This is a genomic window from Nitrososphaera sp. (assembly GCF_050748925.1).
Taxonomy (GTDB): Archaea; Thermoproteota; Nitrososphaeria; order Nitrososphaerales; family Nitrososphaeraceae; genus Nitrososphaera.
The window spans coordinates 1-25,510 of the sequence record NZ_JBOGQF010000007.1 but is presented as its reverse complement, the minus strand read 5'-3'; the positions used below and the strand labels follow the sequence as shown (position 1 = coordinate 25,510).

The window sequence follows — 25,510 nt, the reverse complement described above, 5'->3', positions numbered from 1 at the left end:
GAGGCGCGTTCTACGAGGCAGCCCAGTTCCCCTCCGAATACCGGGGCAGCTACTTTTTCGGCGACTATGTGGCAGGATTTGTAAAGAGGCTGACGCCAGACGGCAGCGCTGTAGACTTTTTATCCGGCCTCTCGACGCCCGTGGACGTCAAGGTGGGCCCGGACGGCAGCCTGTACTACCTGTCAATATGGGACGGGGAAGTGCACAGGATCCAGTACGTCGCCGGCCCTAACGCGCAGCCAAGCGCCTCCGCAAAGGCGGTGCCTAGCGCGCTGGCGGCCAGCTTTGGCTTTGACGGCTCTGCCAGCACCGACCCTGACGGCGACCTGCTCGGCTACCGGTGGGACTTTGGGGACGGCTCGTCTGCAGGAGGGGCAAAGACTGCGCACACGTATGCTTCTGCAGGCCAGTACATAGTCACGCTGACGGTTGACGATGGCAACGGCGGCGTCAGCAGCGCGACCGTGAGCGTCACGGTAGGGGGCGCGCCGGTCGCAACGATAACCACGCCGGCCGCAGGGGCGAAATACAACGCGGGCAACACTATATCGTTTACCGGCTCTGCCCAGGACGCAGAGGACGGCAGCCTGCCTGCAAGCGCGTTCAAGTGGGTCATGCTCTTCCACCACAACACGCACACGCATCCATTGGTAGAGTTTGATGGGGTAAAGAGCGGCACATTTACGGTTCCAACCACTGGCGAGACCGAGCACGACGTGTGGTACCGCCTGTACCTGACAGTCACCGACTCGTCCGGCGCAACCAGCGTCACCACGAGGGACGTGATGCCAAACAAGGCTGCAATCACGCTTGCAACCAACATCCCCGGCATGCAACTCAACCTTGACGGCCAGCCCCGGCCCACGCCGCATTCGTTCACAGGGGTAGTCGGGATGGGGCGCACGCTGCAGGCGCCACTTGAGCAGACAGTCGACGGCAAGGCGTACCAGTTCCAGTCGTGGTCAGACGGCGGGCCGGCGACCCGCGCGATAAGCACGCCGGCTGCAGGGGCGACGTACACGGCCAACTATGCGCCAGTCGAAACGACCCTCGTGGTAGACACGCAGGACGAGGCAGGCGGCGCCATCGCCGGGCACTGGACGGTGCTGTACAACTCGGCCGGCACAGTCTCTGACGCGCGCTATTCGCCTGCCACGTTTTCCCTGGACGGCGGCGGCAAGTATTTCGTCCAGGCTGTAAACTATGGCGGCTATGCCTTTGAGCGCTGGCTTGACGGGCCGACTGAAAACCCTAGGGCCGTAACCGCTTCTGACTCCCGGCTGACTGCCGTCTACAGGTTTGCGCCCGTCGTGCACATGAGCGACACCTCGACGTCCTGGGGTTCGCTACTGCATCCCGGCAGGCAGGTCAACGCCGAGTACGTGACTGCGTCTTCGCAGCTGGTCGGCGACAGGATTGACAGCATAACGCTGCAGCTGGCAAAGATTGGCCTGCCTGAAGGAACGGCGCAGGTGGGCATAATCAACGAGGACCTCACGGTCAAAAAGCTCTTTGGCACCGTGGACGCTCTGGACATCACCGGCGAGTACATGGACTATGAGTTCAAGCTCGACGAGCTGTATACCATTCAGGCCGGGGACAGGATCGGGATAAAATATTCCGGCGGCGACGCGGAGAACGCCATCGCGGTGATGATAGACCGCGACCTTGACGGCGAGTTTGACGGCATCGACTCGCAGCGCGTCAGGTACGAGTCAGGGTGGCTGTATTACGACACCGGCGAGGACATGCACATGGTGCTAAAGCAGACGCGCAGCTAGTTGCCTACCAGGTCCTTGAGCCTGGGGTCGCTGCATGAAGGCAGCTGGAGGACGTCGTTGGAGCAGAGCTCTTGCAGGAGGGCGAGGTCGCCGCAGGCGTCCGGATTGTCAAGGCAGTTCTGGACGAGCTCGTTGGCCTCGCTGTTGACCTGTTGGCGCATCACCTCCGTCATCTCCTTGTTGCCCTTTGCCATTGCCGCAAGCCCCTTTCCGGACTCTGTCGCGTTCCCGTCGGTCCGCAGGGCGTTGAGCGGGAGCGCCGAGCCTGCTGACGCCCCAGACAGCTTTGGGAACAGCGCGGTCGACGCGGCCCCAAAAATGATTACCATAAACACGGCTATCGCGATTCCCATAGCCTTTGCAGAGCCTGCCATATATGCTGAAAATGCCTGCGGGCAGATATATCGTCAAGCACGGCCTTTATTTTACATGCGAGGCCGGTATGTAACAAAAAATACACCCTGCTGCTTTTGGCTCTGGCTGCTCCCCCTGGTGCAATGATGAGGCTGAGGATGTTGCACGAGCCGTGCAGGTTCTCTGACATCTGCAAGCTGTACCTCAAAGAGAGCAGGACCTGCAACAGCGACAGAGAGGCGACGGGCTATTGCGGGGTCTTTCGGACACTGGCAGAGCTGACTGCCTGAAAAGCGACTGCAGATGACCTATATTGCAGGCAAGCGGCGATACGCGTATGTACTTTGCAGGCCACATGGCACTGGCATACCTCGCAAGCAGGGTGCTGCCAAAGGCCTCATTTTCGCTGCCGCTCGTCTTTGCCGCAGCTATGCTGCCTGACATGGATTTTCTCTTTTACCAGTTCTTTCCGCACCACACCATCACGCATTCCCTGACGTTCTGGTCCGTCCTGTATGCGCCGGTATTTGCGGTGTTTCGCCGCAGGGCAATCCCGTACGCGATAGCGACTTTTTCGCACTTTATGATAGGCGCCCTGCTGACCGGCAACCCTCCACTCCTGTTTGGAATCTCGGACGCAAGGCTTGGGGCGCCTGCGCTGTGGCTGTTTGCACAGCATGGCGCGCCATACGTCGCCATTTACCAGGCGGCCGTCGAGGCCGCGATGGTGGCGCTGTTTCTGGCGCTTTCGTACAGGTCGCTCAAGAGCGTGTGGTCAGGCGCGCACGACCCGCGGCACGTACTGGTGCTGCTTGCAGTCGTGGCGCTCGTGTTCTTTGGCGCGCTAAGGGGCGAAGTCGTCGCGGCGCTAAAGCAGCCGCAGGAAATGCTCTACCTTGCATACGGCATGGCCGGCGCCGCGCAGGCTGCGTTCCTGCTGCCGTTCATCCGGCCCCTTGCGCCGAAAAAGCTGCAGGCGAATACCTGACGGAGCCCGGCGCCTTTAATCGTTTAATAACATGGCCCTGCGAACAATCGTCGTCCATGTTGCGGCTTGCAATCGCCTTTCTTGCAATCACTTTTTTGCCGGCGTTTGGAGAGTCCACCGGCCAGATGCCCGAGATACGCGGTGACGGCTTTGTCGTCGAAAAGTTTGCAGACGGCATCCCAAACAGCCCCACCACCATGGCCTTTGTCGGCGACGACATCCTCGTGCTGCAAAAATCCGATGGGCAGGTCCGCCTTGTCCGCGATGGCGTGGTGCAACCCATACCCGTTCTTGATGTAAACGTCGCAAACGAGGGCGAGCAGGGGATGCTCGGGATAGCGGCAGTCGGGACGACTGTCTATCTGTATTACTCTGAATCGGACAGGGACGGCGGCGATCCTGTAGCCAAGCGCGCCTACCGGTACGAGTGGAACGGGCTGGGGCTTGTGAACCCCGTGCTCGTGCGCGACCTTGACGAGACGCAGTTTTACCACAACGGGGGCGCGATGGTGGCGTCGCCGGACGGCGCCGTGTACATCGCGCTTGGGGACGCCGGCAGGTACGGGGCGCTGCAGAACCACTCTGACGAGCTTTACGAGGACACCAGCGTGATAATGCGCGTCGACAGGGGCGAGCCGTATTACTCGATTGGCATCCGCAACAGTTTCGGCCTTGCCGTCGACCCTGCGACCGGCAGGCTGTGGGACACGGAAAACGGCGACGACGACTTTGACGAGATAAACCTCGTGGAGCGCAACTCTAACAGCGGCTGGTACGCAATAATGGGCCCTGCAACCGAGCAGGAAATCGCGGGCCTGCGCGGCTACAAGGACTACCAGTATAGCGACCCCGAGTTCAGCTGGGAGCAGGTGGTCTCGCCTACGGGGCTTGCGTTTGTCCAGTCGGAGCCACTGAAAAAATTCAACGACAGCCTTTTTGTGGGCGACTGTAACTACGGCAACCTCTACAAGTTTACGCTCAACGAGAGCCGCGACGGCCTTGCGTTTGCCAGCGCGCAGCTGTCAGACAACGTTGCAAACACGGAAGATGCGCAGGACGAGATAATATTTGGCACGGGCTTTGGCTGCGTGACTGACATAGAGATGGGCCCTGATGGCCTGCTTTACATAGTCTCGCTGTCAGAGGGCACGATATTTCGCATCTTGCCAGAGGGGATAGTACAACAACAGCAGGCTCCCGACTCTTCCTGGAAAGCCTATCTCTATTATGGACTCGGAGCAATAGCCGCGGCCGGCATCGCCATCGCAGCCTATGCCCTGAGAAAAAGAAGGCACATGTAGGAATCATCCATAAAGGTTTTACATGCGCGCCGCCAGTTGCCGGTCACCGCAAATGATCTCTTGGCGAGGACAAGCTTGTACACTGGCCTTTTCCGTGCTGGCCCTTGCCATTTTTGCCGGCAGCCAGCGGGCATACGCCTACAACCCTGCGGCCAACTTTCTGGACGCGCTTGACTACAAAGTCGAGCTTGACGCCCGCCAGCTCTTGACCGAGCAGGCCAGAGCCGACCTTGCCAAAAACCGGCCCCATGACTTTTCCATCGGCAAGATAAAGCGCGATGTGATGGGCTTTCACGTGAGCGCGGCCGACGTCACGATCCACGTGACGCCGTCTCGCATTGACGCCGACAGGACCCGGCTTGACGTCGACGTCAAAGGCAGGGACGTCGCAGTCGACTCTGTATACTTCCACAAAAAGTTCACTCGCCTTGACATCGACACGATATACGGCGTCTACGACTCCAGGACGGACAAGATAACGGTCCACATCCCGCTTGCGCCGGCGTTCTCGCTTGCCTTTATGTGACGGCCGGCAGCGTAAAGGTAAAAGTCGCGCCCTTGCCATCCTTGTTGTTCTCTGCCCATATTCTGCCGCCGTGCGACTCTACTATGGCCTTGCAAAGGTAGAGCCCAAGGCCCGTCCCGCTGTCTGACTTGCTTGCAAATTTCGTAAAGAGCCTTGGCATCAGCTCCAGATCTATCCCGGGGCCACCGTCGGCGACGCTTATTTCCGCCCTCTTGGCGAGTGAGCGCGCCGCCACGGTTATCGAGCCCCTGTCAGTGAATTTTAGCGCGTTGTCAAGCAGGTTGTAGACCACCTGCGAAATCCTGGCCGGGTCTGCCATTGTGCTGACGTCGCCGGCCGGCTCGAATATCACCCTGACGTCCTTGCCCTTTGCCTGGCTCTGCGCGTCGGCGCACGCCTCCTTCAAGAGGTCGTTGAGGGCGACCGGCACCTTTTTGACCGCAAGGCTCTTGTTGTCAGCCTTGGCAACGTCTAGGATGTCCTGCAAGAGCCTCTGAAGCCTTTTCGTGTTCCGGACTATGCCGGCTATCTCGGGCCTATCGCCAAACTCCTCCTTCAGGCCGTCGACAAAAAGCATGATGGGGGTGATGGGGTTGCACAGCTCGTGCGCGGCGATGTTGATGAACTCGTCTCGCTGCCTCCCCACCTGCTGCAGGCTGTCTATTAATGAAAGTTCGCGCCACTGGATGTCAAAGAGCGACCGGAACGACCTGACGGCAGGTGGGCTGTTCGTGTGGAGGATAAAGCCGCTGAACTGGTTGCCCTGCTCGCGCTCTTCGACCACAAAACACCTGTCGTCGTCCACTATCAGCAGGCTCATGGCAGACTCGTGGCCGCTCAACAGCCTTATCTTGGACGCGACAGTCGACACCAGCTTGCCATCGGCGCCTTCAAGCGGGCAGATTATCCTGACTTCGACCTTTTTTTTCTCGGCCTTGTCGACCAGGGCGTCAAGCACGCCGGCGTCAAAAGCCTTGCCAAACGAAGCCTTGTTTGGCAGCAAGAACGAGACCTTTTTTTCAGCGGACTGGATGAGCCTTGCAAACGTCTTGCTCGCCTTTGAATGGTCGGTTATGAGCTCCATGAACTCGGGCTGCCTTCCCTGCTCTATCTCGGCTATCCTCTGCCGCCCCGGCCTTGCGATGCTCCAGAGCGTGTCAAAGAGGTAGCGCTGCTGCTCGACAAAGTCGCCGACGTTGCTGTAAATGATCTGGGGCACGGGCTTGCCCGCAAATATGGTCGAGGCTGAGACGTACTCTTTTTCGTTGACGGCCATGCCGCCTTTGATGTTGTCAAGATGCCTGACCTCGCCCATCTTCATTATCTCTTTGCAGTGGGAAATGTTCTCGCGGGTTATCTCTGTAAGGAACCTTATCCTGACGCCCCTCGTTGCCATATCTACCGACGCCTGCTTGACCGGCTCCTCAGCCATTATGGGCGGGCCGGCCGAGCTTGCGCAGATATCGATGCCCTTTTTCGTCCCTGCAAACGCGTTCAGGATGACCTTGGTGGTACTGCCGCCATTGTAAACGAGCGGCTTTTCCCTGGCCAATTGCTGTTCGGCGCCAACTGCGCTGTCTGCCAGAAATATAAAAGATTTGCCATTGGACGCTAGTAGTGGGGCCTGAGGCCGCACTTTTCATAATACTGCTGGTGATAGTCCTCGGGCTTCCAGAACTTGGATGCCTCCGTCACTTCGGTCACGACTTTGTTTTTGAACCTGCCTGACTGGCCGAGCCTTTCCTTTGCCTTTCTCGCGGCGGCCTCCTGCTCTGCGTCGTGGAAAAACACGGCAGACCTGTACTGTACGCCCACGTCCGGCCCCTGCCTGTTGAGGGTGGTCGGGTCGTGGTTGTTCCAGAATATGTCCAGCAGCTGCTCGTAGGGCAATACGGCCGGGTCGTACTCTACCTGCACCACCTCTGCGTGGCCGGTCCTGTCGGTGCACACCTGCTCGTAGGTAGGGTTCTCAAGCGAGCCGCCCATGTATCCTACGGCAGTAGACTTGACCCCCTTTGTGCGCCTGAATATGTCCTCTGAGCACCAGAAACACCCCATTCCAAAAGTCGCTTTCATGTTACTTGCTTTGCAAAATGAGGAATTAAGCGTTTTTTCCAGTTTCTTCCCAATTCCATGGTTCAAAATACGGTCGGGACATAAAGCCCGCAACTCCCATAAAAGAACTAACGCCTACAAATACGCTTATGCTGTTGAATCTACGGTTAGTCGCTAGCGACTTTACGAGGGGAAAACTGACGAAACAGCCGAATTTTCAAAAGTGCCAGAGTTGAAAGTTAATGGTTACCAAAGATAACACTAGTCTTACGATCAAAAAGAAGGGAGCGGAACCTTTGTAATTGAATATAATATTGCCCTAGTCTGACTGCATTGCTATGCACCAAAACAACCCTTTAATTAAAAAGTCATATCGTTATCTATTTGTGCCTACCAGTTGCCAGCCTTCTCCTTCAAGTGATGCGCTTTTGAATACTTCCTGATATCCTTGAGGCACCGCGAATCCAGCAACATAGATTATCTTGTTCGGGGAATCTACTGCTATTGAGGTGACTGTCAGACTGTTGGGAGGCCGATTGACACTCTCCCATGTCTTTCCGGAATCCGATGATTTGCCAAGACCAAATTCTTCAGTTGACGCATACAGATTTTCGTCAGCATCAAAAGCCAGTGCTAACACTGTAATGCCCCTGTACTGGCCAAGCTGAGTCCAGCTAGCTGCTCCATCTCGGGATTCAAAAACACCGCCGTCGGTTCCAGCAAATACAACCTTTGGATCACTTGGAGAGATCGCCAGTGCCGTAATATACCTGTCAGCAGGATAGTCGAGCTTTTCCCATGTCTTTCCTGCGTCCGTAGTCCTGAATAATCCTCTTGCGCCACTGTCAAACCCTATGATGGTATTAGGATCACTCTTGCTGACAGCCATGGCATGGAAATCGACGGGCGGATCCAGGACTGTCGCAACATTCTGCCACGTTTGGCCGCCATCCGTGCTCTTTATCAGACCAGTATTGCCGCCAGTAGAGGGATGGCCGCTGGCATACAGCGGTACTCCCGCAGTCTGCGGAGCGCTGAACGCCATATAGTCTGCCCTTTGCTTGTCCACCTTGGCCGGTGTGCCTCCATCAACGCTCTCGTAAAAGTCTCCATGCGTGGCGATGTATAAAATGCGGCTGTCTGAAGGGTCAACTCCCAGCCCATGCACATGAATCCAAGAAACAGTTCTTGAACTGGATGATGGGGTTTCAGAGTTGGGATTTTGTGTTGTGCCGCCCATCGATAGTGCTATTCCTATGCCCGCTGCAATGACAACAGCTATCCCCACTCCAATAGCAATGAACTTGGTTTTGCTGTTAGCCGATTTTGCATTTCTTTTCTCTTTTTTATCCATACATATCACCAGACTGCTACTATTCTGTCAGCTAGCCAGAGTGCATTAGGGTTTTTTCCAGATTCATCCCAAAACGACCTGTTAGCTAGTACCCGAACTTTGAAGGATCGCTTTCAAATTCGCTCTTGCACGTGGCAGAGCAAAGGTAGACCTTTTTCCCTCCAGCTTCAGAGATAAACTTGGCATTCTTTTCGTCAACCACCATGTTACAAACAGGGTCTTTGAACATATGTTGCCCTATGAAAGGTAGCTGTCATAGATAAAGAACAGCCTTTACAATTGTAAAGACAACAAGTGTGGCATGCTGCGCCCATGGCTAGTCCTTAGTAATCGCAGTTTTTCTGCCCTTTATTCGCCTATATACTATATACCCAATCAACCCGGCTGCAGCACCAAGTGCCAATATCTGTATTGTCTCACGGACGGATAGTTCTCCTTCCCGATCTGTCGTTATCATTGTTGGCTGTCCTTGATTGTCTGCACCAGCGGACTGTGGCAAGTCAAGCACTAGCGAGAGAGGATAAAGCTTTGAAATGACAAGTCCATCATTTTCCTGTGTTAATGCCCGAACCATTACAGTATAACCACCAGATTTTGCATTCTGCAGTGCTTTAACTACAATATTGGATTCTATCGTAGAAGTAGAACGATTGCCACCGCCAGCTCCATCAGGCAATTTGACTTGGGCAGGACTTGCTGTAAAAGAGATGTCCTTGAGCCCTGATTCGCTCATTCCAGTCAAACTTAATTCTATTTCTTGAGATTTACCGGCGCCGTTGTTATTAGCCTGAGGCTGGGCTGATACTACGGCAACTATGGATTTTGACCCGTTTGCCCCAAGCGTTATTGACTTACTTTCCTTTGGTTGTAGTTCAAAAGGTACATCGACTGAAGTATCTAGATAAGCCACTCTGTTTGATGCCCACTCCACAAACCATATCTTTCCATCTTGGCCTTCTGATAGGTATAGTGCAGTTGAAAGGGGCCCTGTTGGAATTTCATATTCAGTTAGTATTCCGTCGGTAACTCTAATCTCTGCAATTCTGTTGCCACCATGCTGTGCAAAATAGATGTTGCCCTCCTTGTCCGATATTACCTGGCTTGGAAGCGTTGTTGGAAGGAAGCTGTCCGGAGGAGATGTCCAATAAGAAGTGTATGACCTAAAGTTTGATTCTGCGTCCGAAACTACTATTCTGCTTGAGCTATGATCCGAGACGTACATCCTTCCACTAGTTATAGCGATTCCAAACGGGTTGAACCTGTCAGGTTGTGGTAAAGCCATCTTTGTCATCCCCGACAGGGAAGGAGAGGGAGAATCAGGAACTAGGGCCCAAGGTTCAACACGGAGCACACTTCCGGCAAATGTAAGTGAAACCCATATTACGCCTCTATCGTCAAATGTAAGCAACGCCGGCCCTGTGTCCTCCCCTGTAGGATACTCGGCAAATTGCTTTGATCCTTTCTCGAATTTGCCTATTTTGTTACCTGTAATCTCTGTAAACCATATGCTCTTGTCGTCTGGCGATAAGGCTATGCCCATAGGTCCCGCCTTGTCTGTCGGGATTTTCCAACGGTCTATTTTACTGCTTTCCACATCCAGTCTGCCTATGGAATTAGTGCGTGCGTCAGTGAACCATATCGCGTTTGTTTTCCTGTCAAAAACGAGTTGAGATGCTGCTAGGTTAATGATTACATCGTCAACCACTGTAACGCCATCTAATGCATATTGCGCAAATTTCCCTGTGTTGGAATCGAGCCTAAATATGGTGCCGGTTTTGTTTGACGAATGAATGAACCAAATGCTTCCATCTATTCCCGTAGTAATACCTTTGAGCCCTCGCTCTTGTACTGGAACAACAAATTCTTTTATGAAATTACTCTTTTTTTGATAAGTCGCCAAGTCTTCAGGTGAATTGATTGCCTGTTGCTGCTGTTGGGCGGCAACTGGCACATTAATCATAGAGGACAAAGCGACCGACGCGAGGGAAGCCAATAGAAGGGCTGTCAATGTACTGTTGTTTGCAGTCACTATCGCTTCGTCTGTCCGGGCTCGAATCCCATACTTTAGTGTATATCATTACAAATGTAAAGGCAAAGTACACAAATGCTCTCGAATTCTTCGATTATTGCACGCTGGGTCAATAGCAAAATGATCTGCTATCTCCCGCATATCAATGAACTTTGATAAATAACATTTGGCACTGTTGAAAATTCGGCTGTTTCGTCAGTTTTCCCCTCGTAAAGTCGCTAGCGACTAACCGTAGATTCAACAGCACAGCATTTTTGTCGATTCACTGGAAACGCAAGTGCTGCTTTTCCCCGCCGCACTTGTCCGTGCAGCAGCTGCAGGCACTATAAAAGAACGATTATTTTGCCACTTTTCCACTGGAAACGCACGCTATCGCTTTCGCTATCCCGCCCTGCCCTCATTACGCAGCTCATCTAGTATGCGCATGAGCGTGTCATAATCGACGTCGACGCTGTTCAGTATGACAGAGTGATCAATCCTGCCCTGCTTTTTGATAAATTTCTCCACCAGCGCCTTCTTTTTCTGGTACTTTCGGTCCTGCAACGGGATGAATGCCGGCACGCATACGTTTAAGCTAGATCCCGCAACAGTTTAGTGCCATTGTATCCAAGAAATAGCGTGCGCCTTGCGGCATTTGACATGGACGGCACGCTCCTTTCCGGCCGGCTCGTCTTTGCGCTGGCGAGAGGGCTTGGCGTGGAAGACAAGGTAAAGTCGATACAGGACGGCTCGCTTCCGGGCCACGAAAAGACAAAGCAGATAGCCGCGCTCTTTGCCGTCGTCAGCAAAAAAGAAGTCGAGTCTGCAGTCGAGTCGATACCGCTTGCAAAAAACTGCGAGCAGGCCATAGCCGCTCTGCAGGCGCAGGGCTTTAAAACCGGGATAATAAGCGACAGCTATACCGCGGCCGCCGGCGTCGTCGCCCGCCGGCTCAACATGGACTTTGTCGCTGCAAACGACCTTGAATTTGAAGGCGGGGTCGCCACCGGCAGGGTAAAGATGCCGATGGGCTGGGAAAAGATTGGCTGCAAGTGCCACCTGTCTGTTTGCAAGCGGTTCCACCTTGAAAAATACGCGGCCGAGTTTGGCATCGGCATAAAAGACACGGTAGCAGTCGGAGACACCCGGTCAGACATCTGCATGGTAAGGCGCGCCGGCACCGGGATAGCGTTCATGCCAAAGGACGGAGACATTGCCCGCGCGACTCCAAACGTCGTGCGCACGCCGGACATGATGCAGGTCGTCACTTGCACATTGAGACGGATCTGATGCTCCTTGCCAGTAGGAAAGGCGCGATGGCAAGCGCCGGTATGCTGGCTGCTATGAACGCCGTCTGGAAAGGCGCGAGCGCGCTCGTGCTGGCCCCGGCGCCGACGACCCCGAGGCCCAGGATTGCCGAGACCATGCTGCCGGCGCACGTGGGGCACCCGACGAAAAGGCCGGTGGCCGCGCCGATGCCGCCTACAAGCGACGTCTTTGCCTGCATCGCCTTTCTGAGCCTGTAGGCGTGGATGCTGAGGGCAACGTTAAAGCCGACCATTATCGACACGACGGCGGCCAGGATTACGTTGACCGGTATCACGAGGAGCAAAAAGTGGTCGGTGAAATACACGGTGAGCATGGGCATGTAGCCGGGGGCGCCGCAGCACTGTATCAGCTCGGCAGACGGCACCGGTATGCCCTTTTCCGTGAACGACACGTCGGGCCGAAGGACCAGGATCTGCGACAGGAACGAGAAAAAGACGCCGTAGCCTATCGCCGCCACCGCCATTATCCTCCACGACTGGCCGCCAAAGGCGCCGGTGATGAACGACATCAGCCCTGTCCCCCCTGCCGTGCGCTCCTGCTCTGACCTGAAGATGAGGTAGGCACCGTACAGCGCAGCCGCCATCGACGCCGCAGTGATTGCGAGCATGGCGTACGCGAGGCCGGACAGCTGGGCCGCCGGGACGGGGTTGGCGCCTGACAGCCGCGAGTATATCACAAACGCGATGACAAGCGAGAACGAGCCCACTAGGAGTATCCGAAAGCCGCTCTCCCTGATGGCCTGCCAGCCCATCCGCTGTAGATGGCCGTTCTTTCAATTAAATCCTATCGTCCACAAAGCCTTAATTTCTGGTTCCGCGAATTAGAGCCATGCACGACTCGCCTGTGCCGGACGAGTATATATCCGCCAAGATAAGCTACGTGGGCTTTGTGGACCAGATGGGGCTGGAAGGCGTCGTCATACTAAAGTCAGACGACGGCAAAGAGTTCCCGATGCGCGCCTTTTCCGGCGAGGTCGCAAGGCACATCTCGCGCTTTCAGGAAGGCGACAAGGGCGGGATACCCACCATCTACAACCTCGTAGAAGAGATTGCGGTGATGGAGGACCTGCTGCTGACGGAGGTGCGCGTCTACCAGAGTGGCACCGTGCTGCGCGCCAACCTGTATTTCCGAGGCCGCAAGGGCGAGATAACGCTGCGCAACTATCGCGCCTCTGACTCTATAGCGCTTGCAGCCTACTATGACATACCGATAAAAGTGAGAAAAAGCCTCTTCGAAGAAGCAATCGAGCGCTAGGTGACGATTTCGCGCAACTTGCGCTGTACAATCGCGTTCTTTACCTCCATCGCTATCCTGCGGCCGACGCCCATCGTTTGGCCGTAATAGTATTTCGTGTAGGGACTGGTGGTCGCCATGATGGGGTTCCCCGGCACCCTCAGCGAGACGTCGTAAACTACAAAGTCAAGGTCGGTGGTGACTATGCTCTGCAGCGATATCGGGCCAATGATGCCGGGCGGGTACTCCTTTCTCGTTGTCACTGCAAACTTGTCGCCCATCTCAAACACCTTTTCCAAAAGCGACTCGCGGATGCTTGCCGGCGTGTGACCGACTTCGATGTTCTGCGGCTCCATGTCCATCTCCAGCTGTTGTTTTGCCGGCATGGAGACAAAGTCGTGCAGGTTCGTCTGCAGCCTCCTCTCGATGCCGAGGAATTCAGTCTCGCCCGTCAGGGGCGAGTGGAAAAAGTTGAGGTTGAAGTAGGTGCCAAGGACGTATTCTTCGATGATTGCAGATTCGAGGTCCTGCTTTGTCACGACGCCCTGCTCTATCTTTTGCTTTGCCTTTTTCTTGTAATCTTCGTACGACGTGACGATGAAAAACGCCCTCTCGAGCTTGCGCTTTGCCTCCTGCACCTTGACCATCGCCGGGCCGGCAATGTCTGATGGCTTGCGGTAAATTTTTGGGTGCCTCAGGCCTGCCTTCTCGATCAGGTAGTACTGGTTGCGGGGCGCGGACCTCTCTTCTGCGCGCAGGAGCGACCTGTTGCCAAACACCGGCACCTTGAAATTGTTCTCGATGTTGTCATAGCCGAGGTACGCGGTAAAGGCGCGGTGGGCCACCATCACCGCGTTGAGGCCGCGGAGCTTTTCCTGGTTCTCGCGGTTTAAAATGTCTGAAAACTTTTCGACCATGATTATCTCGTCTGCGAGGCGCTTGAACCTCCTGTAAGGCAGGTCCCTGCCCTTCTGGCAGATGCAGACCGTCTTCATGCCCTCGTCCTTGGCGCCGTCCATCACCTCAAGCGCAGAGTGGCTGCCGATAGTGGCTATGGTCACTTTTTTGAGGTCATAGCGGTCGACGATGCTGGCGATCTGCTGCTGGCCGATCAACGGCTATTGAGAAAAGAGGTTGTAATAAAAAGCCTACTTTTTGGTCTTGTTCAACTCGACGTCGATTGCAGCCCTCAGCTCTTCATCGTTCTTGTTGGTGTAGTTGATGCCAAGCGACTCGGCGATCTCTTCGAGCTTTTCGCGTCCGACCTTGTCGTTCTGCTCGGTCTTTAGCTGTTGCAGTTCGCGCTTGGCCTGTATCTTGGCCTTCTCGTATTCTGCGCCTGCCTTGCCAAAAGTCCTCGCCAGCTCGGGGATTTTCTTGACACCAAAAAAGATCACCACTATGATAATGATGATGAATATCCATTCCATCCCAGCTGGTAGCTGCATCAACATGTTGAGCAGTCCTGCGGACATTTGGCTCAGCTACCCTCCATTAGGATTTAAGTGTTAGGTATTGGTCTTCGCCTTTTTCCGGGCCCTGTTCTCAACGGCGACCATCCCGGCGGCATAGAGCCCTATCATGGGGAGCGTGATGAACCACATCGTAACCCCGCTGCCGTCAGGCGTTATTATCGCGCCAAACACCACCAGGATTATGACTGCGTAGCGGATATTGTTGCGCCAGAAATACGGCGACATTGCGCCGGTGAGGGAGATGCCGTACATGAGTATCGGAAGCTCGAACGATATGCCAAAGCCGAGCAGGAACTGGAGCACAAATGCGATAAAGTCCGTGATGTTGAACAGCGGGACGACGCCAATGGCCTCGCCGTACTGGTAGAGGAAATCAAGCACGAACGGCACGACGACGTAATAGGAAAAGAGGACGCCGGCGACAAAGAGCGCTATCGCCGGAAAGACTATTTGCGATATCCCCTTCTTAGCAGCCGCGCTTATCGCCGGCGAGATAAAGCCTGCTATCTCTTTTACCAGCAAGGGCATCGAGCCAATGACGCCGGCAAGTATCGAGACGTACACCTGGGCAAAGAACGCCTGCCCTGGCGCCGTCTGCACCAGCTGGACGTTGTCGGGCAGCAGCGTGTCCTGCATGTAGAGCATGATGCGCGCCGAGACGTTGCGGATGGGGTCCGGGTAAGGGTACGCGAGTGTGACGCCTCCAAAGTCGACTGGCCTGAGGTCGAAGGTCATGCAAAAGAGCGTGATCACAATCACTGCTACGGCCATGCGGACGACGCGCATACGGAGCTCGTTAAGGTGCTCCCGCAGGGTCATCTCTGTGACCATTGTGCTAGGTAGGCGGACGTAAAATATAATCTAGTCGGGACCCGGGATGGGGAGGGCCTTTTCTGCAGGCAGCTTCCACGCTTCCTGGTCGACCTCCTCCTTTGTCATCTTTTCAAATTCTATGGTCAGCTCGACGGGCGCGTTGAACTTTAGGCTGATCTCGTTGGCAAGCACTCCGACTGCCTTACCATCTGCAAACTCTTTTGAGCCCTGCAGGAACCCCCTGCTCTGGCGGTAAAGCAGCTGCCCTCCGAACTTGCCCTGCAGGAAATTCGCAAGGTCGTCCACCGTCTTTTTGGGAACGTCGTTATAGTAAAAGCATATGCCGTGCACCGGCTCTTTGTCAAACGGGGTGCCAAAGCGGTACCAGAACACGCCAAAGTGCTCGTACTCGCCCTGCATGCACTTGATGTCCCAGTGGTTTGCCTTCTCCTGCGGATAACTGGAATCAAGCAGGTCGGTGATGCCAAGACGCCAGTACCTAACGCGCATGGTGTGCCTGTATGGGGGGCATTATAATAACGTATAAAATTGAGCCCATGCACTAAAACGGCCATGGCAGTTACAAAATATTCCACATCCCCCGAGCGCAACAAGATCTTTGAAGAGATGGAGGGCAAGTTTGACGGCAAGGACGTTGACTACTTCAAAAAATTACTCACCCACGGCGACAGCATCGTCCGCACCCGCGCGGTCTGCATCCTTGCCGAGATAGCAGGCGAGGCAGCCGTGGCGCCGATAGGCAGGGTGCTAAAGGATGACGACAACGACCTCGTCCGGCACGAGGCCGCGTTTTCGCTTGGCCAGCTGGGCTTTACGTCCGGAATAGGGCTGCTGGCCGACGCGGTCAAGAACGACTCGAGCCTTTTCGTGCGCCACGAGGCGGCAGTGGCCCTTGGAGTCATCGGCTCCGAAGATGCAAGAAAGACGCTGGACGCCGCGCTGGCAGACGAGAGCGAGGAAGTGAGGGACTCGGCAGTCGTGGCGCTTTCGAACCTCGACTACATCAGGGCGGTCAACAGGCGCAACGACTTTACGAGGTTGACCGGCGGCTAAATTATAAGCTGCCTGCGCGTCAGGTACTGGATTGTCAGAGTGGCTGCAGAACGTCAGGGGAAACTGGCGGGACGTAAAGTGCCCCTGCGGCAGCGCGTTCCATTTCAAGGGCAAGGTGGACGAGCTGTTTGCCTGGGAGCGGATACACCTGCGCCACATGGCGTCTGACTATGACAACCACGAGATGCTCTCTTTTTACCCAAAAGACATGGTAATAATCTACCATTCGTCGTCAGGATACGTCATCGAGAGGCGCAAGCACAGGAGCGAAGAGATAAGCGAGGTGCACGAGGCCCGCCTCTACGGCAAGGCCAAGCTTGCCGGCGTCTAGCGCTGCTGTTGAGGATTATTCTCCCACAGTGCAAACGCGTTGTTTTCCGTATCTGTGCATACTGCGAACCAGCCGTGGCCGGGAACCTCTGTCTTTGGCTTTGTCACCTTGCCTCCAAGCTTTTCAACCTTTTTAGAGTATTCAGCCACCGAATCGACACCGATATAGATTGTAACGGGTTCCTGCGGGTAATACCTCAGCATAATCCCTCCGCCCATGACCTGTTCTCCGTTTCCAGCACCCGTTCTAAACATCCAGTAATCCATCTCTGGCACATTCTCTATCTTCCATCCAAACAGGCTGCCGTAAAACTTGTTGGCGCGCTCTATGTTGTCGGCCGGTATCTCAAAGTGAACTATTGTTGCCATGTTACTTCTGGATAGCTACTATAGAAAAGTAATATTTAACATATTTTACCCTATGTAAAACGGCCCCGCCCTACCCTTTGAAGATGAGGCGGGGGTATAGTTGTCTTGTTCTGTCTCCATCGGGTAGGTAGATAGTGCCACTGACTATCTAGCCCGCTTGCAACGACATAACCATCTTGTCTTTGGACAGCTTTAACGGTGTCGCTGCCTTTTGGGAACTTGGCCGTCTCTCAGCAAAAACTAAACGGTTACCGAGTACTAATATCCAAATCATGGCACTAAAACCTATAAAAAACGCCTAGAAGTAACTGCCGGTTCATAAGCCTGAAAGATCTCCAATATCTCGATAAATGGAATCAAAAGAGATGGTCCAAGTTCGCTGGGATATGGCCAGGCTGCTTGAAATGGGGTTGAATGAGGAATTTATCATTCAACTTTCGGGAGATGAAATACAGGATTTTCTCAAGGGTGTCTTGTACCTCAAGGAAAAGTGCAGTGGCTTCATGTAAGGGTAGATGTAGACTCTTTTTCGCAAGCTTATCCATCTCTCAATAACTGCCAAAAAGCACTTTAATAACTATAATAGTGTCATATGATAATTCAATAGCTCAATACATAAGAGGCGGATTCGAAAGACGCACACCAACCACAGAAAGAGATGTAGGGATCCATACAGTATTCTAGCTACGATTTTGCAAATATGTGAACAAAGAACAATGAGGACTCATGTTATTTACAAGGCGAACCTTTCGTATTCTATGCTGCAAGAGTATATCGGATTGGCTTTGCATAAGGACTTGCTAGATGAGGCAGCAGATAGATCCCTTACAACTACAACAAAAGGAAGATTATTTCTTGTGGAATATGAAGCAATAGAGCGAATGTTAGCAAATAATGATGTTAGCACAAAGGGCGGTCCCGGTGGAACCTTGCAAGAGGAATCGAGGGAAAATATCTCTCAATAACTGCCGGAAATGGGCCGTCAAACCCCTATTCTAGCATCTAAAATAATGACGTTTGGCCGTTGCTCCATAGGGATTCTTTCCTGCATGTGGCTATGTCTTTCTGCCGCCCTCATGTTATTCTTGCAACAGCCGCAGCGCGGGCCTATCGAAAAACCAACCTCGCAATTTCGACACCACCAACCCGCGTCATAGTTTGCCTTCCTCCGTAATACGCCAGGTAGTCGCGAACAGATACCCCGGCATGGCATTAGTTAGCTAGCACTTGCTCCTTTTGGTATTGGATAGCGTCGGCCTTCCACCATTCGTTTAATCTGTCTGCAGCTTCCTGTGGGGTTGTCTTTTGGTTAACGTGCGCCTGATTCCAGACAGAAACGGCGTACTCTATGAACTGCTTAACCAATTCCTGCGCCTGCGGTGTAAAAGCAAAGACCTGCGCCGGGTTGTCGGCCTTCCCTACCTGTGGTAATCCGGCGGCTATAATCCTGACTGAAAGGTATCGGTAAAAGTCAAACCGGAGGGGAATTAGCTCTATGTCGCTTTCTAGGGTCATTCTAGACTTATGCCCCTGTTATTTCGGACCCATCTGCCGACTAGAATTAAGGTCGCCAGTACCGCCATAGCCACTAAAAGCGCGAGACATACAGCAATGATCAAATTGTATTCCGGTAGGGTTGCAATTATGCGCCGATTTTCTAAGGAACTAGAGTCTGCAATTCCATGAATGACGTTAAACGTGATTGTATAATCACCCACAGCCACCGCCAATAATAGGAAGGCTATCGGCATTACCGCGCCCGGCAAAAGTATGTGTATTCTGGCCATTTGCTCAAAGAAGGTAAAGGCCGACTTGTTCATGCCATAGCGTTGCGTGCCTGACATTATCAAGATTTTCATTCTATAACCTTGTACTTAGCTCTTTTGCCTAGAAGTTGTCGAAGGCGTCGCTGAACTTCTGGATCACCTTCCCGACGCCTGAGAACGGGCCAAGTACTGCTGCAAGTGGGTTTGCTACTGTAAATTTACGGTTCTTGACGCGGTATTTCCTACCTTTCTTTTTCTTGGGGTTGACCCTCTTCGAATCATCGTCATAGAAGAATTTGGAAGGTATGTTTCTAAACGGGTTAGTGGAAACGTTTACTGTCGCGAGTGTCTGTTTTGTTTTTGTTGCTGTTAATGAGCCTGTAAACTGGCTGACTCTAGGTATTAGGGCCGTTGTGTTGATAGCCTTGCTACCTGATCCGCTGAATAGTCCGGAAAGCAGGTCGTTCCTTGACTTTTGACCTTGAAACAGTCGGCTAGTTGTCTTTTCGATGCCGCCAAGCTGCAGGCTGGAATTACTGCGGCCCTTTGTACCCGAACCTAACAGGCTTTCAATTTTCAGGTCATTAGAGTACATGCTATCGTTCCTTATCCGACTTGATGGCCTGTTAGCCTGGAAGCTCTTGATCATGTCTTTAGCGACTGAATCGACGTTAGGAGAGACAAAAGACTCTATGCTAGTGTCAATAGTCTGCTTTTTGGCCCTTCTATTGTTAACGATAACGGTGCTATCTCCGCGCCCTAGGCCGGACAAAACGCCGCTACTGCTCTCACGGCCTATTCCAAACGGTCTAGATGCAGCAATTCCCACAGCTGCGCCAAATAGCGTGCCATCTTTAGCCGCACCAGATGGAATTACGCCCACATCACGAAGGTATTGCTTTGTTACTGTCGCCTGTTCGTTGCTCGGTCCGATCCTGAAAGGAGTGGAGGGCTTGCCCGTTCCGCGCTCCATCCTGAAAATATCCTTGGTTACATCGGAAAGCCCCAGGAAACCGCGGCCTTTATCGGCTCCAACCATGGCCCGCAACTCTTTATCGTAAATGGTTTCCGAGGTTGCAATTACCTTGTCATACTGTGGGAATTTGGAAATATCAAAGCCCTTGCTTCCAGGGATGTCTATTGCTTGCTTGCCGGACGCCTTGATGCGTGCAAGTGGCTCTAGCACGTCTTTTGGGTTTCCTGACAGGCTAGGTATTGTCTGCGAGCTTGCCTTTACCGGCTCAGTCCTGATAGAGCTAACGGGGTATTCTTGCTCGTTTATCTTTACTACGCGCTGCACATACCCGGTAAGCCTTCTCGGGTCGCCCGTCAATAAATCGCCTTTCTGGACCTTCGTTAACGGGTTTGACATGAAATATTCCCTAGATATGCCTTGGCGCGTGACCTTGGGGGCAATCCTACGCTATACTTGAAACCCTCACCTTCACGCCCTATGCCGAGAAAACCCCGCTCTATGTCGATAATTGTTTTTGTCTCGGCGGTGGTTTTTCCAATGTTGGCGGTTTGTCTGAGTATTGGCAAAACGTCTTTTGATATGCCCCTTGTGCTTACGGCAGCTATTGCGCCTTTATCCTGCGCCTAGGTATCTTGTAGGCGAGATAAACGACAATGCGCCCGTTACGGCTGTCGCTGCATAGTAAACTGGCTGTTTTACAAAAGATGTGCCGAGTTTGCCTAATTCTTTAGCTGATTCGGGGTTAACGAGTGAAAAGCCGCCCTTGATGCTAGAGGTTTTCCCGGTAGATAGTGAGCCTAATGCGTCGCCTATTAGTTCCGGCTTGTATGTTTGTGTGTTTTGGCCCTTAGTGAGAATGTCAGCGCCTCCAAATATCGTGCTTTTGATGTTTTCAAGCGGTGCAGTAAGCCCGGATATTGGGCTATAGTCTCTAGTGTCCGGCTTGCCTATGTCGCGCTGGTAAGAATATGGCCCGCCTGATATTCTATCGTTGAGTTGCACGTTAAAGTTTGTCTTCCCTGGAATGTAGCCAGAGATTGAATCGTCAATGTTTACCCTGTATTCAGTAGGGCCACGCTCTGTAATGAATTGCCGTGTCTGAATGTTTCCCTGCGAATCTGTCTCTTGAATACGACCGGGAGCGCCCCTCATTGGAACACCTATGCCCATATCGTCAGCACCTCTAGGTGGAGAAAACTGTTTTTGAAACTGGCGTAATTTTGCCTAAGTGCGGCTTGCTCGGCCTGTTGATCTCATAGGAATAGCATAATTTCTTTGCTCGGGAACCTCATATCCGCTGCCGTCAGGACCAATTACTGATTGACCGGGTGTAACACCTACAAGATATTTTTGGTCTAGTATCTCTTGTTTCTTGGCTTCGACTGTCTGAGTGTTAATAGTCTGTTGCTGACCCGTTTGCGCGGCTTTTTGCTGCGCTTCTTTGGTAGCTGCCTGATATGCTTCATAGCCTACCTTTTGGCGCGCTTGGTCCTCTAATTGCTGTTCGCGGTCAGAAGTGCGGGATTGTGAAAGCTGGTATTTGTAATAATCAGGCGTTCCAGGCGGGTAGGGATTTCCGGGGCTTGACATTCTAACTAGGGAAATAATACCTCTCTAAGCTTTAGCTTTGTCGCTAAAAAGGGAAAGGTAGCGCGTCAACGGCTAGCCATTGCCACAAACATTGCCACTAACGCAACGGCGTTTGCAAATGTCAGTCCTATTACTAACGCTGCGCCGAGCTGGCTTCTGTGCTTTGCAACTACCTGTTTGAATTTCGATTTGTTTTCTTTTTGCATCTTTTCTTTTCCACCTCCTCTAAAAACGACCACTCACAAGATATATCAGGCCCCCCAGTGTCATAACGCCGACTATCGCTTGAAAGGGGACTAAGAAGTAGTCAGGAAAATACAGCAGTTGCAGAGTTTCTACGATGTAGCCGCCGCTGATCATCTGCATAAAGACGGTTATGGCCTTGCCAAAGTCACCAAAGATAAAGGCAGTATTGAATCCGCCCCCGGCTCCGAAAATGTCGGTAGTTGCATTTACACTGGTCTGCAGAGTGGTAAAGTTAACCTTTGGTTGTAGAGTATCAGTATCAGGGTAAAAGGCGGCATTTACCATGTATAGGCCGAGGTTTATGCAGAAAAAGAACAGATTCAGGGTGAGGACCGCACTAAACCAGGCTTGCATTCTAGAATAGGTTGCAAGACGGTTAGCTTTAGCTCTGTCGCTGCAAAAAGGAAAAGGGAAAACCAGGCTTGTTATTGAGGGGCCTTGTCCTTTCGCTCCCTGCTTCTCTTTTGTAATCGACCGTAGGCGTACAGAAAAGCCATACCAACAATCGCCGTAATGCAGATGTTAAAGATGGATGTTCGCAACGGCGTTCCCATGGTACTATCTATGTAGAGAATGATCACTATGCTAACGATTGTGTTTACAATCCCTGCAGCTAGGCGCTCGCGCTTGCCAATTTCTGCATAGTTGCGAATGAGCTTCATACTGTTTATCTCCTGACCAGTGGCGCGTACCTTTGCGCTAGTGTGTCCTTGACAATCTCCCCAATCTTTGCAGGGTCGGCCAGTAGAAGCTGCGCCGACTCTACCAGGATGCCTCTGCAAAAGTCGGTTTCTGTCATGCAGAGAGAGCGGCTTAAGTCTGCGATTAGCCCGGCTTGCTGATCGGTTAACCCTAACTGTCTTAGGTCCAGGGCCGTACCTTAAGCCCCCTTTACTTCGACTTCCAATTCTTTGCGGTTATACTCCTAGCAATATGAGCCGAGAATCTGAAAGGGGTAGCGCACGGAATCCCCATCTTCTTTTAGCGAGTCATGAAAGAATTGCCGATCCTCTTTTGAAAGTTCGGTAATCTGGTAGCGCCGCTTTATCTCTGCTGACACCTTTTCGCGGATATGCGTTTCCAAAATGCTAAAGATGTATTCGGCCATATTCTGACCTCTGTTCTCTGCATCTTGTAACATGGCTTGGACATATGAGCCTGGAAAGTAGGCGCCGCTTTCACACATCATTCCATAGCCATGATGTCTGACCCACCTTTCCAAGTCCTCTTTCATTCCCGGCTGTGAAAGAAAGTCGGCGGGTAGCCTCTTAGAAACATCCTCAAAGTTTGAAAGTACGATTACTGCCAAACTTTCAAGCCTCCTATTTTTTGCCATACGGCCTTTCATTCTGCCACTCTAGATACTCGGCCATTAGCTCCGGATTTCTACCCATCATTTCATCTAGATGGCCGTCCATGCAATTGCTGAAAAACTCGCGCTCGCTGATTGCGTCATATGTGCGCCTGAAACTGTCGTACTTGTTCTTGTCTAGGTCCATGGTTACGGTAACTTCAATTTCTGACGCGTCTTTCCGTGTCTGCTCTAGCGTGTTGTGGGCTTCAAAGACTTTATCATTTTCGGCCATCAGTTTGTTTTTCAGTTGACTTTCAGGGGCCGCTATCTCCAATTCTGCCACTATGCACCGGTGCAGGACTACGTTTATCGCCTCGTCTAAGGTGCAGTCATAGACCTTTGCGATCAGGTCTAGGGCCTTGTATTCTGTCTCCGACAGGTGCAGTTTTGGGGTTGTCTGTATGGTCAGGATGTTCTTTTGTGCGTCGTTCGGTAGAGCCAAGCTCGCATCTTGCATGGTTGGCTAATACATTATCCTATTATTTAATTCTATTGGCTAATACCATAACCAACGTATAGGCTAATATACTAGACAATTTTATACCAGAACCATGCTCGCGATAGAGGCGGAAATGACACGAAGCACAGTAATGCAGCAGCGTAAAGGATCTATTTCGCTAAAGACGACTATCCCAGAGTCCTACGCCATCATGCTAAAAGTAAAGCCTGGTGACAAGCTTGATTGGGATCACGAGATCATAAACGGCGAAGTTATCATAAAGATTCGTAAAGCCAAAAAATAAGATTGGATATAGTCTTTTAGAAAAACCTGTTCCCCTGCAGTCTGAGGCATGACTATGACATATTTGCAGGTGAGTAGGCGTAGTGTGTGAAGTCTGCGCGCCTCCTCCACCATACAGAAGGAAGGTTTTAGAGGGTTGTGGCAGGCAGCTATTCAAAACGGGTATTGAAAAAGTGCACTGTCTGCATTGTGCATATCTAGATAATCCGGATCCCTGCGATTTGTTAGCCGCGAAGGCCGGAAATACGCAGGGCCCGGCTTCGTGGAATTTGCAGGTTCTTTGTTTCTGCACAATACCTAGGGTTTTAGAATTTAAAGCAATTATGACGGCCAGGTATGACTGTAGTGAGAGCGGCCCTGCAAGCGTCCTTTTGCCCGCTGTCATGCAATGCTGTCTTTGGTAGTAGCTTTTTCATCAAGATTATCGCCCTTAATTCCAGTCTTCTTTACATACTTTAGCAGTTCGTCATGGTCGTCTATCTTGTAGTATTCCTTCAGGCTAAGGATAGTATCATCATCGATTGTCCGATAGTGTTCCTTCCTTTTGTTTAGTTTTTCAAAACTTTCTTTCTCAGACATACGAGAGTACGCACATAATAATAGAAATGACTTGCTTATGAACCTGTCAAACATCCGGCCAGATTATTGGTCCTGGCTTGCGCACCCGCACTCGAGGCACACCCACACTCTGCCGTCGAGTCCATCACGAAAGATATGCGGCTGTTCCTGTTTACAGTTAGAGCATCGACGCCTGAACGTCATCCTCATATTGCAGGTATTAGAGAAGTCGGCTTTAGCAGTTATGATTGATTGTTCGTTTGATGTTGGCGGCGTCTTTTCCATCCCATGCTATCTGAAAAGCAATGCTGGCCTCTATGATGTCTGCAGGTTGCATCTAGTGGCGAGCTTGCAAGACTGCATATTAAGACCGTGAGCCGGTGCAGGCCCCCGCCAAGAGGTTTAGAGGTAACAAAGAAAACATGGCACAGTCATACAAAATAAAAATGAAAAAGAAAAAAGGGGGAAGGAAAAGCCGATTCCTTATTTTCTATGGATCGACGTCTCCAAAGTTGAAGGTGAGGATGTCTTGTCCTCCTTGCTGGATGTGCAGCACGACATCAAAGTACGTCAGGGACACTATGTCGACAGTCCAGTTAGCGTTGGGGCAAATTTCTGATGCTCCGGGAAGCGCTGGAGGTCCAATGGTGGGACTTGCAGTTACTTGGCCGTTGCGCGGTTGGACGGTAACTACCTGTCCTTGCAATGGCCCAAAGTCAACTTCCTTTGGCGGTGGATTGTTGCCACCGGGGTTGACACATTGAAGCACAGCTTCGCCGCCCGAAGATGTCAGGAATATGTTTGAAACTACATTGCCAAGTCCGGCTGCTTTGAAAGTTGCAGTCAGACTAAAGTCCGGGTTCTTGACGATTGTTGGCGTCCCGATGAAGTGCGGACTTGCCGCAAATGCTGCTACGCTGAACGATGCTGACACAAGCACCGTAGCCGTCAGGATTGCTGCTGTCGTGGTTAGCAGATTCATTGACAGTGGGTATGTAAGGATTTAGATAAAGTACGTGTCATTTAAGTACGTATTGTCAATAAGTCGGTAATAAGCTGCATAACTATTATATTTAGTGACGGAACGATCAAAATCTTAGAATATTGATGATAAAATGAAGTGTAGGGCAGTTTTATGGCAAAAAGTAGTACGGATAAAAATAGAGACGTGCTCTAGTCATTAGGTTACGATGGTACAAAGTTGTTCGACATATCGAGGCCCGGACCCCTGTGTCAATGTTGCTGGACTCAGGGGCCCGGGAGAAGTGTTGTTCTTACGCCCGTGTCC

General features: G+C 52.3%; 36 protein-coding genes. 12 read left to right on the top strand and 24 right to left on the bottom strand.

The genetic code is table 11. The features are described 5' to 3' along the window. Positions 1-1,781, top strand: a 1,781-nt coding sequence (locus ACREAY_RS01385) for a PKD domain-containing protein (protein WP_431753967.1), incomplete at its 5' end; no start/stop codon positions are given. On the opposite strand, the gene ACREAY_RS01380 is transcribed toward ACREAY_RS01385, so the two are convergent. After that, the gene (locus ACREAY_RS01380) at positions 1,778-2,155 is read right to left on the bottom strand and encodes a hypothetical protein (protein ID WP_431753966.1); all 378 of its coding nucleotides are present in this window, start codon (positions 2,153-2,155) and stop codon (positions 1,778-1,780) included. The two genes, ACREAY_RS01385 and ACREAY_RS01380, sit on opposite strands and share 4 nt — an antisense overlap. Before the next feature lie 123 nt (positions 2,156-2,278). Here ACREAY_RS01380 and ACREAY_RS01375 point away from each other — a divergent pair, with 123 nt between their 5' ends. The 4 genes from ACREAY_RS01375 (at position 2,279) to ACREAY_RS01360 (ending at position 4,950) form a co-directional block, all read left to right on the top strand. Next, positions 2,279-2,425: a hypothetical protein gene (locus ACREAY_RS01375; protein WP_431753965.1), complete on the top strand. Its 147-nt coding sequence runs from the start codon at positions 2,279-2,281 to the stop codon at positions 2,423-2,425. 47 nt (positions 2,426-2,472) lie between these two features. Then, positions 2,473-3,123 (top strand): hypothetical protein, encoded by a 651-nt coding sequence (locus tag ACREAY_RS01370; protein WP_431753964.1) that lies wholly within the window; start codon positions 2,473-2,475, stop codon positions 3,121-3,123. A 56-nt stretch (positions 3,124-3,179) separates the two neighbouring features. After that, entirely contained in the window at positions 3,180-4,424 is a 1,245-nt protein-coding gene (locus ACREAY_RS01365; RefSeq protein WP_431753963.1) for a PQQ-dependent sugar dehydrogenase, read from the top strand. A gap of 94 nt (positions 4,425-4,518) precedes the next feature. After that, positions 4,519-4,950: a hypothetical protein gene (locus tag ACREAY_RS01360; protein WP_431753962.1), complete on the top strand. Its 432-nt coding sequence runs from the start codon at positions 4,519-4,521 to the stop codon at positions 4,948-4,950. On the opposite strand, the gene ACREAY_RS01355 is transcribed toward ACREAY_RS01360, so the two are convergent. The 6 genes from ACREAY_RS01355 to ACREAY_RS01330 form a co-directional block, all read right to left on the bottom strand. Next, a complete protein-coding gene (locus tag ACREAY_RS01355) occupies positions 4,943-6,502 on the bottom strand; it encodes an ATP-binding protein (RefSeq protein ID WP_431753961.1) in 1,560 nt (519 codons plus the stop codon). The genes ACREAY_RS01360 and ACREAY_RS01355 overlap by 8 nt on opposite strands. Before the next feature lie 59 nt (positions 6,503-6,561). Further along, positions 6,562-7,026, bottom strand: a complete 465-nt coding sequence (msrA, locus tag ACREAY_RS01350) for a peptide-methionine (S)-S-oxide reductase MsrA (protein WP_431753960.1) — start codon at positions 7,024-7,026, stop codon at positions 6,562-6,564. A gap of 355 nt (positions 7,027-7,381) precedes the next feature. Continuing rightward, the gene (locus ACREAY_RS01345) at positions 7,382-8,359 is read right to left on the bottom strand and encodes a F510_1955 family glycosylhydrolase (protein ID WP_431753959.1); all 978 of its coding nucleotides are present in this window, start codon (positions 8,357-8,359) and stop codon (positions 7,382-7,384) included. Positions 8,360-8,444: 85 nt separating this feature from the next. Beyond that, positions 8,445-8,588 carry a YHS domain-containing protein gene (locus ACREAY_RS01340; RefSeq protein WP_431753958.1) on the bottom strand — a complete coding sequence of 48 codons (144 nt, stop codon included), beginning with the start codon at positions 8,586-8,588 and terminating at the stop codon, positions 8,445-8,447. 87 nt (positions 8,589-8,675) lie between these two features. Then, the gene (locus ACREAY_RS01335) at positions 8,676-10,388 is read right to left on the bottom strand and encodes a Vgb family protein (protein ID WP_431753957.1); all 1,713 of its coding nucleotides are present in this window, start codon (positions 10,386-10,388) and stop codon (positions 8,676-8,678) included. 381 nt (positions 10,389-10,769) lie between these two features. Continuing rightward, complete coding sequence (locus ACREAY_RS01330) at positions 10,770-10,931, bottom strand: hypothetical protein (protein ID WP_431753956.1); 162 nt, start codon at positions 10,929-10,931, stop codon at positions 10,770-10,772. A gap of 75 nt (positions 10,932-11,006) precedes the next feature. Between ACREAY_RS01330 and ACREAY_RS01325 the strand changes: the two genes are divergently transcribed. After that, entirely contained in the window at positions 11,007-11,657 is a 651-nt protein-coding gene (locus tag ACREAY_RS01325) for an HAD family hydrolase (RefSeq protein ID WP_431753955.1), read from the top strand. Here ACREAY_RS01325 and ACREAY_RS01320 read toward each other — a convergent pair. Then, a complete protein-coding gene (locus ACREAY_RS01320) occupies positions 11,632-12,447 on the bottom strand; it encodes a hypothetical protein (protein WP_431753954.1) in 816 nt (271 codons plus the stop codon). The two genes, ACREAY_RS01325 and ACREAY_RS01320, sit on opposite strands and share 26 nt — an antisense overlap. A 77-nt stretch (positions 12,448-12,524) precedes the next feature. Between ACREAY_RS01320 and ACREAY_RS01315 the strand changes: the two genes are divergently transcribed. After that, positions 12,525-12,950: a bifunctional nuclease family protein gene (locus ACREAY_RS01315; protein ID WP_431753953.1), complete on the top strand. Its 426-nt coding sequence runs from the start codon at positions 12,525-12,527 to the stop codon at positions 12,948-12,950. Here ACREAY_RS01315 and ACREAY_RS01310 read toward each other — a convergent pair. Genes ACREAY_RS01310 through ACREAY_RS01295 form a run of 4 tightly spaced genes read right to left on the bottom strand, consistent with a single transcriptional unit; the run spans position 12,947 to position 15,727 of the window. Next, entirely contained in the window at positions 12,947-14,044 is a 1,098-nt protein-coding gene (locus ACREAY_RS01310) for a DUF1297 domain-containing protein (RefSeq protein ID WP_431753952.1), read from the bottom strand. The genes ACREAY_RS01315 and ACREAY_RS01310 overlap by 4 nt on opposite strands. Positions 14,045-14,077: 33 nt before the next feature. Next, the gene (locus ACREAY_RS01305) at positions 14,078-14,404 is read right to left on the bottom strand and encodes a twin-arginine translocase TatA/TatE family subunit (protein ID WP_431753951.1); all 327 of its coding nucleotides are present in this window, start codon (positions 14,402-14,404) and stop codon (positions 14,078-14,080) included. 33 nt (positions 14,405-14,437) lie between these two features. Then, the gene (gene tatC, locus ACREAY_RS01300) at positions 14,438-15,235 is read right to left on the bottom strand and encodes a twin-arginine translocase subunit TatC (protein WP_431753950.1); all 798 of its coding nucleotides are present in this window, start codon (positions 15,233-15,235) and stop codon (positions 14,438-14,440) included. Positions 15,236-15,265: 30 nt separating this feature from the next. Further along, entirely contained in the window at positions 15,266-15,727 is a 462-nt protein-coding gene (locus tag ACREAY_RS01295; RefSeq protein WP_431753949.1) for a hypothetical protein, read from the bottom strand. 63 nt (positions 15,728-15,790) lie between these two features. Between ACREAY_RS01295 and ACREAY_RS01290 the strand changes: the two genes are divergently transcribed. Next, the gene (locus tag ACREAY_RS01290) at positions 15,791-16,291 is read left to right on the top strand and encodes a HEAT repeat domain-containing protein (RefSeq protein ID WP_431753948.1); all 501 of its coding nucleotides are present in this window, start codon (positions 15,791-15,793) and stop codon (positions 16,289-16,291) included. A 31-nt stretch (positions 16,292-16,322) separates the two neighbouring features. Then, a complete protein-coding gene (locus ACREAY_RS01285) occupies positions 16,323-16,622 on the top strand; it encodes a hypothetical protein (RefSeq protein ID WP_431753947.1) in 300 nt (99 codons plus the stop codon). Here the strand turns inward: ACREAY_RS01285 and ACREAY_RS01280 are convergent. Continuing rightward, positions 16,619-16,990: a VOC family protein gene (locus tag ACREAY_RS01280; RefSeq protein WP_431753946.1), complete on the bottom strand. Its 372-nt coding sequence runs from the start codon at positions 16,988-16,990 to the stop codon at positions 16,619-16,621. The two genes, ACREAY_RS01285 and ACREAY_RS01280, sit on opposite strands and share 4 nt — an antisense overlap. Before the next feature lie 611 nt (positions 16,991-17,601). Between ACREAY_RS01280 and ACREAY_RS01275 the strand changes: the two genes are divergently transcribed. Next, positions 17,602-17,955 (top strand): winged helix-turn-helix domain-containing protein, encoded by a 354-nt coding sequence (locus tag ACREAY_RS01275; RefSeq protein ID WP_431753968.1) that lies wholly within the window; start codon positions 17,602-17,604, stop codon positions 17,953-17,955. A 247-nt stretch (positions 17,956-18,202) separates the two neighbouring features. Here the strand turns inward: ACREAY_RS01275 and ACREAY_RS01270 are convergent, their stop codons facing one another. From ACREAY_RS01270 to ACREAY_RS01225, 10 genes are all read right to left on the bottom strand, one after another. Beyond that, complete coding sequence (locus ACREAY_RS01270) at positions 18,203-18,505, bottom strand: hypothetical protein (protein WP_431753945.1); 303 nt, start codon at positions 18,503-18,505, stop codon at positions 18,203-18,205. After that, a complete protein-coding gene (locus ACREAY_RS01265; protein ID WP_431753944.1) occupies positions 18,502-18,810 on the bottom strand; it encodes a hypothetical protein in 309 nt (102 codons plus the stop codon). The genes ACREAY_RS01270 and ACREAY_RS01265 overlap by 4 nt, the downstream gene beginning before the upstream one ends. 67 nt (positions 18,811-18,877) lie before the next feature. Further along, entirely contained in the window at positions 18,878-20,089 is a 1,212-nt protein-coding gene (locus tag ACREAY_RS01260) for a hypothetical protein (protein WP_431753943.1), read from the bottom strand. A 255-nt stretch (positions 20,090-20,344) separates the two neighbouring features. Next, complete coding sequence (locus ACREAY_RS01255; RefSeq protein ID WP_431753942.1) at positions 20,345-20,902, bottom strand: hypothetical protein; 558 nt, start codon at positions 20,900-20,902, stop codon at positions 20,345-20,347. A gap of 54 nt (positions 20,903-20,956) precedes the next feature. Further along, entirely contained in the window at positions 20,957-21,322 is a 366-nt protein-coding gene (locus ACREAY_RS01250) for a hypothetical protein (protein WP_431753941.1), read from the bottom strand. Positions 21,323-21,387: 65 nt separating this feature from the next. Then, positions 21,388-21,528 carry a hypothetical protein gene (locus ACREAY_RS01245; RefSeq protein WP_431753940.1) on the bottom strand — a complete coding sequence of 47 codons (141 nt, stop codon included), beginning with the start codon at positions 21,526-21,528 and terminating at the stop codon, positions 21,388-21,390. Positions 21,529-21,547: 19 nt separating this feature from the next. Continuing rightward, entirely contained in the window at positions 21,548-21,853 is a 306-nt protein-coding gene (locus ACREAY_RS01240) for a hypothetical protein (RefSeq protein ID WP_431753939.1), read from the bottom strand. 382 nt (positions 21,854-22,235) lie between these two features. Next, the gene (locus ACREAY_RS01235) at positions 22,236-22,367 is read right to left on the bottom strand and encodes a hypothetical protein (RefSeq protein WP_431753938.1); all 132 of its coding nucleotides are present in this window, start codon (positions 22,365-22,367) and stop codon (positions 22,236-22,238) included. Positions 22,368-22,493: 126 nt separating this feature from the next. Then, positions 22,494-22,904: a hypothetical protein gene (locus ACREAY_RS01230; RefSeq protein ID WP_431753937.1), complete on the bottom strand. Its 411-nt coding sequence runs from the start codon at positions 22,902-22,904 to the stop codon at positions 22,494-22,496. Then, entirely contained in the window at positions 22,891-23,379 is a 489-nt protein-coding gene (locus ACREAY_RS01225) for a hypothetical protein (RefSeq protein WP_431753936.1), read from the bottom strand. Before ACREAY_RS01225 ends, ACREAY_RS01230 begins: the two co-directional genes overlap by 14 nt. Positions 23,380-23,473: 94 nt before the next feature. Here ACREAY_RS01225 and ACREAY_RS01220 point away from each other — a divergent pair, with 94 nt between their 5' ends. Then, on the top strand, positions 23,474-23,665 hold the full coding sequence (locus ACREAY_RS01220) for a hypothetical protein (protein WP_431753935.1): 192 nt from the start codon (positions 23,474-23,476) through the stop codon (positions 23,663-23,665). A 380-nt stretch (positions 23,666-24,045) separates the two neighbouring features. Here the strand turns inward: ACREAY_RS01220 and ACREAY_RS01215 are convergent, their stop codons facing one another. Beyond that, entirely contained in the window at positions 24,046-24,243 is a 198-nt protein-coding gene (locus ACREAY_RS01215; RefSeq protein ID WP_431753934.1) for a hypothetical protein, read from the bottom strand. Positions 24,244-25,052: 809 nt separating this feature from the next. Here ACREAY_RS01215 and ACREAY_RS01210 point away from each other — a divergent pair. Beyond that, the gene (locus tag ACREAY_RS01210; RefSeq protein WP_431753933.1) at positions 25,053-25,229 is read left to right on the top strand and encodes a hypothetical protein; all 177 of its coding nucleotides are present in this window, start codon (positions 25,053-25,055) and stop codon (positions 25,227-25,229) included. The last annotated feature ends 281 nt before the right edge of the window (positions 25,230-25,510 follow it).

Excerpts from the sequence above, each read along its gene's own strand:
- ACREAY_RS01305 (WP_431753951.1), bottom strand. The coding sequence starts at position 14,404 with ATGTCCGCAGGACTGCTCAACATGTTGATGCAGCTACCAGCTGGGATG.
- ACREAY_RS01225 (WP_431753936.1), bottom strand. The coding sequence starts at position 23,379 with ATGCAAGATGCGAGCTTGGCTCTACCGAACGACGCACAAAAGAACATC.
- ACREAY_RS01380 (WP_431753966.1), bottom strand. The coding sequence starts at position 2,155 with ATGGCAGGCTCTGCAAAGGCTATGGGAATCGCGATAGCCGTGTTTATG.
- ACREAY_RS01365 (WP_431753963.1), top strand. The coding sequence starts at position 3,180 with ATGTTGCGGCTTGCAATCGCCTTTCTTGCAATCACTTTTTTGCCGGCG.
- tatC (WP_431753950.1), bottom strand. The coding sequence starts at position 15,235 with ATGGTCACAGAGATGACCCTGCGGGAGCACCTTAACGAGCTCCGTATG.
- ACREAY_RS01265 (WP_431753944.1), bottom strand. The coding sequence starts at position 18,810 with ATGAACAAGTCGGCCTTTACCTTCTTTGAGCAAATGGCCAGAATACAC.
- ACREAY_RS01280 (WP_431753946.1), bottom strand. The coding sequence starts at position 16,990 with ATGGCAACAATAGTTCACTTTGAGATACCGGCCGACAACATAGAGCGC.
- ACREAY_RS01345 (WP_431753959.1), bottom strand. The coding sequence starts at position 8,359 with ATGGATAAAAAAGAGAAAAGAAATGCAAAATCGGCTAACAGCAAAACC.
- ACREAY_RS01240 (WP_431753939.1), bottom strand. The coding sequence starts at position 21,853 with ATGGTAAATGCCGCCTTTTACCCTGATACTGATACTCTACAACCAAAG.
- ACREAY_RS01370 (WP_431753964.1), top strand. The coding sequence starts at position 2,473 with ATGTACTTTGCAGGCCACATGGCACTGGCATACCTCGCAAGCAGGGTG.
- ACREAY_RS01245 (WP_431753940.1), bottom strand. The coding sequence starts at position 21,528 with ATGCAAAAAGAAAACAAATCGAAATTCAAACAGGTAGTTGCAAAGCAC.
- ACREAY_RS01290 (WP_431753948.1), top strand. The coding sequence starts at position 15,791 with ATGGCAGTTACAAAATATTCCACATCCCCCGAGCGCAACAAGATCTTT.
- ACREAY_RS01315 (WP_431753953.1), top strand. The coding sequence starts at position 12,525 with ATGCACGACTCGCCTGTGCCGGACGAGTATATATCCGCCAAGATAAGC.
- ACREAY_RS01255 (WP_431753942.1), bottom strand. The coding sequence starts at position 20,902 with ATGGGCATAGGTGTTCCAATGAGGGGCGCTCCCGGTCGTATTCAAGAG.
- ACREAY_RS01295 (WP_431753949.1), bottom strand. The coding sequence starts at position 15,727 with ATGCGCGTTAGGTACTGGCGTCTTGGCATCACCGACCTGCTTGATTCC.
- ACREAY_RS01320 (WP_431753954.1), bottom strand. The coding sequence starts at position 12,447 with ATGGGCTGGCAGGCCATCAGGGAGAGCGGCTTTCGGATACTCCTAGTG.
- ACREAY_RS01375 (WP_431753965.1), top strand. The coding sequence starts at position 2,279 with ATGATGAGGCTGAGGATGTTGCACGAGCCGTGCAGGTTCTCTGACATC.
- msrA (WP_431753960.1), bottom strand. The coding sequence starts at position 7,026 with ATGAAAGCGACTTTTGGAATGGGGTGTTTCTGGTGCTCAGAGGACATA.
- ACREAY_RS01250 (WP_431753941.1), bottom strand. The coding sequence starts at position 21,322 with ATGTCAAGCCCCGGAAATCCCTACCCGCCTGGAACGCCTGATTATTAC.
- ACREAY_RS01220 (WP_431753935.1), top strand. The coding sequence starts at position 23,474 with ATGCTCGCGATAGAGGCGGAAATGACACGAAGCACAGTAATGCAGCAG.
- ACREAY_RS01235 (WP_431753938.1), bottom strand. The coding sequence starts at position 22,367 with ATGACAGAAACCGACTTTTGCAGAGGCATCCTGGTAGAGTCGGCGCAG.
- ACREAY_RS01340 (WP_431753958.1), bottom strand. The coding sequence starts at position 8,588 with ATGTTCAAAGACCCTGTTTGTAACATGGTGGTTGACGAAAAGAATGCC.
- ACREAY_RS01230 (WP_431753937.1), bottom strand. The coding sequence starts at position 22,904 with ATGGCAAAAAATAGGAGGCTTGAAAGTTTGGCAGTAATCGTACTTTCA.
- ACREAY_RS01270 (WP_431753945.1), bottom strand. The coding sequence starts at position 18,505 with ATGACCCTAGAAAGCGACATAGAGCTAATTCCCCTCCGGTTTGACTTT.
- ACREAY_RS01215 (WP_431753934.1), bottom strand. The coding sequence starts at position 24,243 with ATGTCTGAGAAAGAAAGTTTTGAAAAACTAAACAAAAGGAAGGAACAC.